This is a genomic window from Shewanella seohaensis (genome assembly GCF_023283775.1).
Classification (GTDB): domain Bacteria; phylum Pseudomonadota; class Gammaproteobacteria; order Enterobacterales; family Shewanellaceae; genus Shewanella; species Shewanella seohaensis.
In genome coordinates, this window is record NZ_JAKILE010000002.1 from 13,713 (window position 1) to 24,877 (window position 11,165).

The window sequence follows — 11,165 nt, forward strand, 5'->3', positions numbered from 1 at the left end:
GCCAGCACGGTATTTTGGCCGCGTACCAAGGCAAGATTTTGTCGGCAAGCCCCTGTAATTAGATCATGATTTGTAAGCAATTCTGCTACACTTGTGAGGGAGAGTTTTCGTAAGATAATCCGTTCCCTCATTTTGGAGTTGCTTCCACATCCATGGATAAAAGCATTTTCTTACCCTTAGTACAAAATGCGGCGTTACTGCTCGCCTTGGTATTTTTGTACGATGCGATTCCTAAAAAGCATCAGCGGCAGTATTTTCTGCTGTGGCGTCTGGGGATCGGATTACTCATAGGTGGCATAGGCGTCACGATTATGAGTACCCCATGGATGTACGAACCCGGCATTATCTTCGATACTCGCTCAGTACTCTTATGTGTTACCGGCCTCTTTTTTGGTGGTTTGCCTACTGTGGTGGCGGTGATTATCACCGGAATTTATCGTTACAGTATTGGCGGCGCCGCCATGTGGGTGGGGTTAGGTGTGATTATGTCCTCGGGCTTGATTGGGGTGATATGGCGCCAATACCGTAAGTCCTATCTTGCCAATATTTCGGGCAGAGAAATCTTCAGTTTTGCCTTTGTTGTCCACATCGTTATGTTGTTGTGGTTCTTTTTGCTGCCGGACAAGGTTGCCATTCCCGTGCTGCAAAAAATCATGCTGCCTGTGCTAACCATTTATCCCCTCGCGACTTGGCTACTGAGCCGTTTGCTGTCCCGCCGTTTTGAGCTGGAACGTGACGAGCAGATCCGTTTGCAGGATGATTTTTTATTCCGCAGCCAATTTAACGTCGGCAACATAGGGATTGCTATTACCGGCGTTGACCAAAAGTGGATCAAGGTGAATCCAAGGCTGTGCCAGATGCTGAAATACTCAGAGGATGAGCTGCTGCATATGACCTGGAAACAGCTCACCCATCCCGATGATGTCGAGGCTGATATCGTCAAGTTTGAACTCATGCTCGCGGGCAAGATTGATAACTATGAGATGGATAAACGCTTTATCGCCAAAGATAATTCGATTGTGTATACCCATATGACGGTCGCCTGTAAGCGCGCGAACCATCAGGTGTTATTGGTGATTGCGGGCTACTTAGATGTCACCGCACAGACTCTAGCCGATAGGGAAGTGCTCGCCAGTCGTGAGCAACTTGAATTGGTGTTAAGCAGTAGCGATTTGGGCGTTTGGGACTGGGATATCCGTAATGACCATATCGAGCGTAACGCCCGCAGCGCCGATATCCTAGGTTGCGATATCGACATGCTCAATGCCAATAGCCGCCAATGGATGGACTCGATTGTCGCCGAAGACAGGCCCAAGGTGCTGCACTCCATCGAGGCCCATATTCGCGGAGAAACGCCGCAGCATAAGATGGAATATCGCTTGAAAACCCTCAACCGCGATATTCGCTGGATTTTGGATACGGGCAAAGTGGTGAGCCGCGATGCCAATAACAATGCCTTAAGAATGTGTGGTACCTATACGGACATCACCGAGGCCAAGCTTATTGAAGAATCTTTAAAGCTCTCAGCATTGGTCTATGACAACAGTTCTGAAGCCATGAGTGTGCTTGATGAAACGGGCGTTATTATCACAGTCAACGCCGCCTTTACCGAGATCACTGGCTATAGTGAATCGGAAATTCGCGGCCAGCATATTCGCATGCTTTATTGCGATCTCAACGGCCATGGTTTTTATACCGAGATGAATAATGAAATTCGCGAAAAAGGCGAGTGGCAGGGGGAAATGCGCCAACGACGTAAGAACAATGAAGAGTACGTTATTTGGCTGACCATCAACACCATTAACGATAAAGATGGTCAACCCTATCGCCGTGTGGCGCTGTTTTCCGATATCACAGATAAAAAACAGAGCGAGCATTTGATCTGGAAACAGGCTAACTACGACACGCTCACGGGCTTGCCGAATCGGCGCATGTTGCTCGAATATTTGGGCGCCGAAATCAAGAGTGCCGATCGCAATCGCAATCACTTTGCCTTGATGTTCCTCGATCTGGATTACTTTAAAGAAGTGAACGACACCCTTGGCCATGCCATGGGGGATCTATTGCTGATTGAAACCGCCAGTCGCTTAAAATCCTGCGTGCGGGATACCGATGTGGTGGCTCGCCTCGGAGGGGATGAGTTTACTGTGGTACTCAGCGGCATGGAGGATCACAAGGGCATTGAGCGGGTCGCCGAACACATTTTACGCCGTATTGCCGATCCCTATGTGCTGGGTGAGGAAACCGCCTATATCAGCGCCAGTATTGGGATCACCCTTTATCCCGATGATGCGACTAGCATAGAAGGTTTGCTCAAACATGCGGATCAGGCCATGTATGCGGCGAAAGATCAGGGCCGCAATCGTTTCAATTACTTCACCCCTTCGATGCAGGAATATGCCAAATATCGGATGCGCTTAATCCAAGATTTGCGCCAAGCCGTGTTGAATAAAGAATTTGAACTGCACTACCAGCCGATAGTGACCATGACCACGGGCGAGGTGCTTAAGGCCGAAGCGCTATTGCGTTGGTTTCACCCTGAGCGGGGTTATGTATCCCCTGCGGAATTTATTCCCGTCGCTGAAGATACCGGGCTGATTGTCGAGATTGGCAACTGGGTCTTTGAGCAGGCGGCGCGTCAAAGCGCTCAGTGGCGTAAAAACCTTGGGGTTGAAATTCAAATCAGTGTCAACAAATCACCCATCCAGTTCCGCGATGAAGGCACGCTGCTGCACAATTGGCTCGAGTTACTGCAGGAATTGGATGTGACAGGTACAGGGGTGTGCGTCGAGATCACCGAAGGGTTACTCCTCGATGCCAGTATGGGCGTGACCGAAAAACTCTTGGCCTATCGGGACGCGGGTGTACAAGTCTCCTTGGACGACTTTGGTACGGGCTATTCCTCCTTGGCGTATTTGAAGAAGTTCGATATCGATTATTTAAAAATCGATCAATCTTTTACCCGCAATATCGACACGGATGAAAGCGACCAAACCCTGTGCGAGGCGATTATCGTTATGGCCCATAAACTCGGGATGAAAGTGATCGCCGAAGGGGTCGAAACCGAGGCGCAGCGCCAAGTGCTGCTCAATGCGGGCTGCGACTATGGCCAAGGCTATTTATTTTCTAAGCCTGTGAGTGCTACCGAATTTGCGCGTCAGCATTTGGTGAAAGAGGCATAGGCGAGCATAGCGTGAACGCTGCCTTGAGTTGATGCCTATCTTTTGCCTATAAATGCGCCGCAAATTTTGCTAGACTCCGCGGCCCCGTAAAGGGCATATAGCGTCTGATTCGAATAGCAGTTGATAAAGCCGCTAACGACGTCGCACTTTATGGAACCAAGCAGCATTTATCGGTTTTGCATTAACACTTCGCACTCACAAAAAGAGCTTTTATGAAATTTGACACACTCGGCTTATCTTCCCCTATTTTGAATGCGATAGCTGAGTGTGGCTATCAGCAGCTCACGCAAGTGCAGCAGCAGGTGATCCCCCTCGCGCTCGAAGGAAAAGACATTATGGCCTGCGCCCAAACGGGCACGGGCAAAACCGCATCCTTTGCCTTACCCGTGCTTGAGCAACTGTCAAAGCAGCCAAATGATAAGCCTTTACTTAGGGCGTTGGTGATGACGCCGACCCGGGAATTGGCGATTCAAGTTTGCGCTAACATTCAGAAATACAGTCAGTTTTTACCCCTGAAAACCTTAGCCGTTTATGGCGGCGCGAACATGAATCCCCAGCGTAAAGGGGTGGAGCAGGGCGTGGATATTCTGGTGGCGACGCCGGGGCGACTCTTCGACATTATTGGCCAGTTCCATTTAGATCTCTCGAGTGTGACCACCTTAGTGATCGACGAAGCGGATCGCATGCTCGATTTAGGCTTTGTGCGTGACATTGAAAAGGTAAAACGCCTTATCGCGACTGAGCATCAAACCATGTTGTTTTCAGCCACCTACAGCGATGCGGTCAAGCAGCTTTCCCATAAGATGCTCAATCAACCCGAGTGGGTCAATGTGGCCGAAAATACCACGGCATCCACGGTTGAGCAGCTGATCTATCGAGTCGATAAACGCCGCAAGGCCGAGTTATTATCAGAGCTTGTCGGGCGCAACAATTGGCGTCAGGTGTTGGTGTTTGCCAGCACTAAGGAATGCGCCGAACATTTATTGCAGGAACTCACCCTCGATGGGATCAGCGCGGGCGTATTCCACGGCGATAAAACCCAAGGCGCGCGTAATCGTGTGCTCGATGATTTCAAAGCGGGCAAACTGCGGGTGCTGGTGGCGACCGATGTGGCGGCGCGCGGCTTAGATATTCAGGCGCTGCCCTTAGTGATTAACCTCGAATTGCCATTCCTTGCGGAAGACTATGTTCACCGTATTGGTCGCACTGGCCGTGCGGGGTTCTCGGGCCGCGCGATATCATTTGTGTCTCCAGCAGATGATGAGATGCTAGCTGAGATTGAGGCCCTGATTGGCCAAACCTTACCTGTGACGGTACAGCCCGGTTACGAGGAAGGCACACCGTTGCCTGCGCGTTACCGTGAGGCGCCGACGGCAACCACTAAGACCGCTAAGTGGAATTACAAGAGCAGTCGCAATACGGGGGCCAAAGGCGCAGGCGGCAATGGCACTAAAGCTAATGGTGCGCGGGGCAAGGGCGGCTTTGGCGGCAACGCCGGATTTGGTCAATCGAGCGAAAGCCAAGCACGGGCGCGTAAATCGCCTGCCCGTGAAGGTAAATACGCCAAAAATAAGCCGAATACTCAAAAGGGTAAATAATCCCTCTGTATCGGTTTATCCATTTATCAGCGCGCCATTGGCGCGCTTTTTGTTGAGCTTTAAAGGGATAATCCCTACACTCGAGTGCCCTCAATTCTGTTCGTTGCCATGAGAGTGTCGTCCATGATAGTCAAAGCCATTCCCACCAATATCATCACAGGCTTTTTAGGTGTAGGTAAAACTAGCCTTATTAAACAGCTCCTTAAGACCAAACCCGAAGGCGAAACCTGGGCGGTATTAGTGAATGAATTTGGTGAAGTCGGGATTGATGCTGGGTTGATGGATGCCAGCGACAGCGGCGTACAAATACGTGAGGTGGCGGGTGGCTGCATGTGCTGCGCCGCAGGGGTACCGACTCAAGTCGCCATTAATCAACTGATCGCCCGTGCTAAGCCCGACAGATTGCTGATTGAGCCGACGGGGCTTGGGCATCCCAACGAGATTATCAAAGTGCTTAGCGCGCCCCATTATCAAAATGTCATCAGTTTGCAGAGCACTTTATGCCTTATCGATGCCCGCAAATTACGGGATGAACGCTACCGTGGGCACGACAATTTTATCCAGCAGTTGCACGTCGCCGATATGATAGTCACCACGAAAACCGATTTATACCCCGAGTTTGAAGCGGCAGAGGGCGGGCACTTGGCGGACGACTTAAGCCAATATCTGAATGAGTTAAAGCTGAGTGATACCTGTGTGATTGAACACTGTGCGACAAAGGGATTATCCGAAGCCTTGCTCGACGGCCTTATACAGCCACGGCGTCAAAAAGCCTCGAATGGCAAATCCTCAGCTTTTACAGCAGTTACAACATCCGCAAGTCTCTTGCGAAATACTCGCGACAGCTTAGGGTTGCAGGGTGTTTTTGCCGAAGACGTTAGCGAGCAAACCTTTCAATTCGATGCGCGCGGCCTAGTGCGTAAGCACAATCAGGGTGAAGGCTGCTTTAGCTGCGGCTGGGTCGTTGAGCCAATGCAAGAGTTTGATTTTGATAAACTCATGCAGTTTATCTCGGCGCAGACTCAAGGCCATTCTGCACTTTTACGGCTAAAAGCTGTGATGATCACCAGCGATGGCATTGCCGGGATCAATTGGAGTGATGGCGATATGGCGGTGACTGAGCTGGACGATAGCCTAGATTCACGCTTAGAAATGATCGCGACCCAAGCGCTCAATTGGGATGAGATTGAGCAAGGTTTGTTGGGCTGTTTAGCGCGCTAGGCTAAGTGCGCCATTTTATCTGCAGTGGGGCGTCGTGCTACTCGGTCAGCATAGTATCTGGGATAGACACGCCCCTCGCCTTAGCGAGGTTTGCTAATTCACCACTTTGTACCATGTCCTGCAGAAACAGATCGAAACTCTCCAGAAGCGGTTGAAATTGAGCATATTTCGGGAAAGCCATAAAGCCATCTTGAGTATCAATCGTGGGCGAAAGTGGCATGATGGCCTGTGGGATCTTGATTTGCGCCAGTAGCGACTCAGTATTACGGACATTGCTCGCAAGTAGGTCGAGATCGCCACGGGATAAGCGCTCTATACCACTCTTAAGATCGGCAAATTCATTGATGGTGAGCGACTTAGTGCGCTCATTAAACAGATAGCCGTAACTCCAACCCTGCATTTTACCAATTCTTAGGCCACGGATACTGGCGTAATTGCCATCCCAAGGCGTGGGATGATGGGTTCTGGCGTAAAAGACGATGTCGTCACGGTAAAAGGCGAGGGACGAAAAGGCTAAGACTTTCTGACGAGCTTCTGAAATGTAGGGGCCAATTAGGATATCCGCTTGCCCTCGCTCTACCATAGCTTGGGCGCGGCGCCAGGGCGCAAGTTGATAGTGAATCGTCACTTTTTGGCGTTCGGCAAAGCGATTCAGAATATCTACAGCTAAGCCGTTGTATTCGCCCTTGGCATTTTGTTCAAAAATCTGGCTAAACGAGGTACCTACGGCAAGCAGCTCCTCCGCCAGTGCGGGTGGGCACAGGCTCGAGAGAATAAAAAGGCTGCAAGCGATAAGCACTCTTTTACATGCCATTGACGGTTCCTTTATGACGACTATAGGAATTTAGTTCAATTTTGAGGTAGTTATTAGGTAAATGTTCTTTTTCCTCAATATTGGCAAATTGTACACCGATTTTTATGCTTACTCGCAGTTTGCAAAATGACTATACGGGATAAGAGTGTTTCTTTAAATGGAAGATAAGCGGATAAATTAATTGGTATTTTACTTATTTTACTTATTTTGCTTATCTGGTTATACCTGTTTCAATTTGTATCGCACTGAGTTGGCTATAGATGAAAGGCGCGGATATTCAGGCAGATTCAAGCAATCTGAGGTATGCTGCGCCGCCAATGGGTATTTTTCGATAAGAAGTGAGCCGATGAAGTTACAGCAAGTCGATAAAACGATTTACCGCAGCAATATGAACCTGTTTATGGTGGCCTTAGTGCTGGGGCTGATTGTTTTATCCTTAAGTTTTGGGGCGGGATTGATTGCGCTTTTTGGTGTCGAGGCTCTGCCCGGTGAGCCGACGGGGAATTTCCATTGGAATCTACTCGGGGTGATTCTGGCGGTGTTGCTCTGTAGCGCGATAGTGTATCAGCTTAAGACTCAGCCCTTTTTTAAAGAAATCTATTACGTGTGGCAGTTAAAGCAGCTGCAAAATCGCATTTATCGTAAGTTGAATAAGATCCGAGCAGTGGCGGCGACTAATGATGTAAATGCGTTGATTACATTGCTGTTCTACTTCACCAGTTTACGCCAAGTCTATCTGCTCGATGATAATACCTTGACCTTATCCAGCGTCGATAAAGAATTAAATCAACTGCAAGAGCAGTGCAACAACCTGGGATTAACCCTGTCGGCCGAGCAATTTGAAGTAGCGCTGTTAGCGGGCTTTTAGTGGAGTTTGTGCCAAGCATTGTCACATCCAATAAAAAAGTGAGTGCCTACACACTCACTTTTTTAGAACTTACTTTTTAGAACTTACTTTTTATATAAGTCTATTGGGGGCAGAACATGCGCCCCTAAAGACCTCAATCCATTAGTGCGCCGCTTGCTGCGCCCGTTGTAGCGACAGTAACCACTTACCATAGATATAAATCCCTACAGCCGAAATGGTGCCGATCGCGGCGATAATATACCAAGCCATACCGATATTGTGGCTGTGGTAGAGCAGCTGAGTCAGATCATGGGCGTTTTCGCCAGTAAAGCTGACTAAGGTGGTAAAGGCTTCCCCTTGCGGGATGGCATTCACATCCGTTGAACTCATGCCGCGATCGAGTAATAACTCGCGTGAGAACAACTCTTTAGAGGCAAAAATCTCATAGAGTTTAGGGCCAAAATAACCTTCTAAGCCCCAACCAATCCCTTGCGGTAGCATCACAAAGCCAAGGTACATGGCTTTTTTACCTTCGGGGGCAATGTTACCCATAAACTCGTTCTTCTTTGGGCTTATCATCATCTCGCCGATAGAGAACATGGCAATCGCGAGCACAATAAACCAAGCGGCATGGAAGGCGCCGATAAACACAAAAGCTAAGATACTGAGTAAACAGCCAATCAGCATCGCCGTGGTGATGCGGTATTTGGCGGTCAGTGCGGCAATTAAAAAGCAGCTGGTCATAATCAGGCCGGCGTTGAGGTTCAGCATACCTTCTGGCATCACCTTAGTGCCTTCGTTATTTAACCCGAGCCAGAACTGTAAAATGCCGTTGCTGGTGCCTTCGCTACCAAACAGGCTGGTGACAATCACGCTGGTATCGACCCACTCGGAGATGTGGATCGGCAGTACGTCGAACAGGGCGTTAAAGAGGAACCAAAAACCTGCAAAAACTAGCATGTAATAAATCACGATAGGCTTTTTAAGCTCATGCCAAGCGTCGCGCCAGAGCGCTTCTTGCTTAATTTCGCCGGATTTAATTTGCTGATTGCGCGCAATGCGCTCGGCCTTACCCGGCTCGGTATACGTCAATAAGAATAAGAAGTTTAGCGAGATAATCGCGGCGCAGGCATAAAACACATTGTCCCAAGAAAGCTGGCGCATATGCACGGCAACCAATGGCCCTAAGAAACCACCGATATTCACGACTTGATAAAATATCCCCCAGGCCATGGAGGTGTTATTGCGATTGGTGGAGAGCACTAAGGTGCCTTGAATACCGGGTTTAAATATCCCAGTGCCGATGGCGAGTAACAGCGCCCCCGATAAGAAGCCCCAAAAGGTGGGGAAAAACGCCATGGTCAGGTAGCCCATGATTTTAATCACGGTTGAGCCGAAAATTGTTTCCTTGTAACCAACCCTATCTGAAATCCCGCCAGTAAATACGGGCACAAAGGTTTGCATAATGGCCCAGAGCGAGATAATGATGCCATAGTCGCTGAGGCTGATCCCCAGACCGCCCGCCGACTCGGGGGCTTTGGCGTATAAGCCCGCACTGGCTTTGACACCGTAATAGGCGATACGCTCGACCAGCTCCATCCCGCCCACTAACCAAAAAATATAACTTAGGCTAGTGATCGAGGCCCACATGCCTAACTGCTTGACTTCGCGCAGATCATTCTCTGCATTTGGACTGCTGTGACTCATGTCCTTCCCTTTATTATTGTTATTGAATTTAATTCCACTAATTCATTATTAATTAAATGGTTAACGCAATTGCTTGGGCAAATAACGCCGTAATAATTAACCGATTTCGGGCAATTTAAGCCTACACTTTACCTAATTAAGGGTTAAATACCAAAAAAGTAGTGAAAAATGATGACTTTCACCACATCTGTTATTAAGTGATGCTTGCTTGTTGCAATCGCGGAGTAAATATGTGCTAGCGGTAAGGTATTGTGCTTATTAGTTTTTGTTACAAGTTTATCCCGTTAAACGCGATTGGTATTAAGGTAAAATTTAGGTACAATCCACTGCCGCATTTTTGTTCATCGTTCTATTTATCTAAGTGAATACCGCCAGAACAATCTGAGTGCGCACTCTGCCTTTATTTTGTGAGATTAGGTTATGACTGCTATTTCCGCTGCCGAAACGGACCAACGCCTGCTGCAAGAGCCGATTGCTAAGCTTTTCTGGCGCTATACCATTCCAACGATCGCCTCCATGCTGGTGACTGGGGTGTATGTCACCATTGATGGTATCTTCGTCGGTCATTATCTCGGTGAAACCGGATTAGCGGGCATGATGTTGGCCTATCCCGTGGGCGCGATTCTCTATGCAGTTGGCGCCATGATAGGCATGGGTAGCGCGGCGTTAGTCTCGATTAACTTAGGGCAAGGTAATATTGCCAAGGCGCGCAAGTTGCTCGGCAATGCCTTTAGCTTGTGTTTACTGGCAGGGGCATTTTTTGCCTTAGTGGGCGGGATCTTTTCTCGGGATATTTTAATTGCCCTCGGCGCCGAGGGGGAGATACTCGAAAACGCTAACGAATACCTGTTCTGGTATTTTGCCTTATGTCATTTCCCTATTATTTCAATGGCATTCACCACCTTGCTGCGTAACGACGGTCGCCCATCTATGGTGACCTTTGTGCTGATTTTAGGTGGTGTGCTGAACACCTTTTTAGATTGGCTGTTTATTGTGGTGTTTCCCTTCGGCTTGGCTGGGGCGGCGATTGCTACCATGTTGTCCCAGGCCGTGACTGGTTTACTCTGCCTGCAGCATTTCTTTGGGGCGCGCACACAGCTTAAAATCAATCTTGAGCAGATGAAGCTAAAGCTCGACAACTGCCTCAATATTGCCCGTGTTGGCCTGCCAAGCTTTTTGATGAACCTGTATTTGTCGATTGTATTGACCCTGCATAACACCGCATTTTTATGGGTCGGTGGTCCTCTGCATGTGGCGGCATACGGGGTTGTGAGTTACACCGAAGCGTTTTTCTATCTGATTTTTGAAGGCATTGCCCTCGGTACTCAACCGATTTATAGCTTTAATGCGGGGGCAGGGCGCTTCGATAGGGTTAAACAGGCTCGCAATATCGCCTTTGGCATGACCCTACTCACCGCCGCACTCGGCTTAGTGTTGATTTATTCCCGCCCCGAATGGTTGGTGTACCTGTTTGCCGGTGACAACCCAAGCTTAACGCCGGTCGCTATTGAAGGAATGCGTTGGTATTTCTGGGGCTTACCTATGGAAGGCTTGATTCTTGTGGGCGCCAGTTTCTTCCAAGCGATAAATTGTTCTAAGCAGGCATCGATACTCACAGGGGCGAAACTGCTGCTTATCACCGCCATTATCTATTGTTTTGCTTGGGCCTTTGGCGTGATTGGCGTGTGGGTGTCGCTCGCGACCTGTAGCACTATGCTGGTGATTTGGATGTTTATCGCAATGGGGCGGCTTCAAGTAAACGCTAAAGTCTGATGTTGGTTACGCATTATCTTTAC

General features: G+C 48.9%; 7 protein-coding genes. 5 read left to right on the forward strand and 2 right to left on the reverse strand.

What is annotated here, in order from left to right; translation table 11 throughout:
* Positions 1–152: 152 nt before the first annotated feature.
* The 3 genes from L2713_RS02315 to L2713_RS02325 all read left to right on the forward strand — a co-directional run bounded on the left by L2713_RS02315 (position 153) and on the right by L2713_RS02325 (position 6,001).
* Complete coding sequence (locus L2713_RS02315) at positions 153–3,182, forward strand: EAL domain-containing protein (RefSeq protein ID WP_248966771.1); 3,030 nt, start codon at positions 153–155, stop codon at positions 3,180–3,182.
* A gap of 212 nt (positions 3,183–3,394) precedes the next feature.
* Entirely contained in the window at positions 3,395–4,780 is a 1,386-nt protein-coding gene (locus L2713_RS02320) for a DEAD/DEAH box helicase (protein WP_248966772.1), read from the forward strand.
* A 123-nt stretch (positions 4,781–4,903) separates the two neighbouring features.
* Entirely contained in the window at positions 4,904–6,001 is a 1,098-nt protein-coding gene (locus tag L2713_RS02325; protein WP_248966773.1) for a CobW family GTP-binding protein, read from the forward strand.
* Positions 6,002–6,038: 37 nt separating this feature from the next.
* On the opposite strand, the gene L2713_RS02330 is transcribed toward L2713_RS02325, so the two are convergent.
* Positions 6,039–6,815, reverse strand: coding sequence for a substrate-binding periplasmic protein (locus L2713_RS02330; protein WP_248966774.1), 777 nt, complete (start codon positions 6,813–6,815; stop codon positions 6,039–6,041).
* A gap of 346 nt (positions 6,816–7,161) precedes the next feature.
* On the opposite strand from L2713_RS02330, the gene L2713_RS02335 reads away from it, so the two are divergent.
* The gene (locus L2713_RS02335; RefSeq protein WP_248966775.1) at positions 7,162–7,683 is read left to right on the forward strand and encodes a DUF3087 domain-containing protein; all 522 of its coding nucleotides are present in this window, start codon (positions 7,162–7,164) and stop codon (positions 7,681–7,683) included.
* 141 nt (positions 7,684–7,824) lie between these two features.
* Here L2713_RS02335 and L2713_RS02340 read toward each other — a convergent pair whose 3' ends face one another.
* Entirely contained in the window at positions 7,825–9,369 is a 1,545-nt protein-coding gene (locus L2713_RS02340) for an MFS transporter (RefSeq protein WP_248966777.1), read from the reverse strand.
* Positions 9,370–9,789: 420 nt separating this feature from the next.
* Here L2713_RS02340 and L2713_RS02345 point away from each other — a divergent pair, with 420 nt between their 5' ends.
* Positions 9,790–11,142 (forward strand): MATE family efflux transporter, encoded by a 1,353-nt coding sequence (locus L2713_RS02345; RefSeq protein WP_248966778.1) that lies wholly within the window; start codon positions 9,790–9,792, stop codon positions 11,140–11,142.
* Positions 11,143–11,165: the final 23 nt, after the last annotated feature.

Excerpts from the sequence above, each read along its gene's own strand:
- L2713_RS02315 (WP_248966771.1), top strand. The coding sequence starts at position 153 with ATGGATAAAAGCATTTTCTTACCCTTAGTACAAAATGCGGCGTTACTG.
- L2713_RS02320 (WP_248966772.1), top strand. The coding sequence starts at position 3,395 with ATGAAATTTGACACACTCGGCTTATCTTCCCCTATTTTGAATGCGATA.
- L2713_RS02325 (WP_248966773.1), top strand. The coding sequence starts at position 4,904 with ATGATAGTCAAAGCCATTCCCACCAATATCATCACAGGCTTTTTAGGT.
- L2713_RS02330 (WP_248966774.1), bottom strand. The coding sequence starts at position 6,815 with ATGGCATGTAAAAGAGTGCTTATCGCTTGCAGCCTTTTTATTCTCTCG.
- L2713_RS02335 (WP_248966775.1), top strand. The coding sequence starts at position 7,162 with ATGAAGTTACAGCAAGTCGATAAAACGATTTACCGCAGCAATATGAAC.
- L2713_RS02340 (WP_248966777.1), bottom strand. The coding sequence starts at position 9,369 with ATGAGTCACAGCAGTCCAAATGCAGAGAATGATCTGCGCGAAGTCAAG.
- L2713_RS02345 (WP_248966778.1), top strand. The coding sequence starts at position 9,790 with ATGACTGCTATTTCCGCTGCCGAAACGGACCAACGCCTGCTGCAAGAG.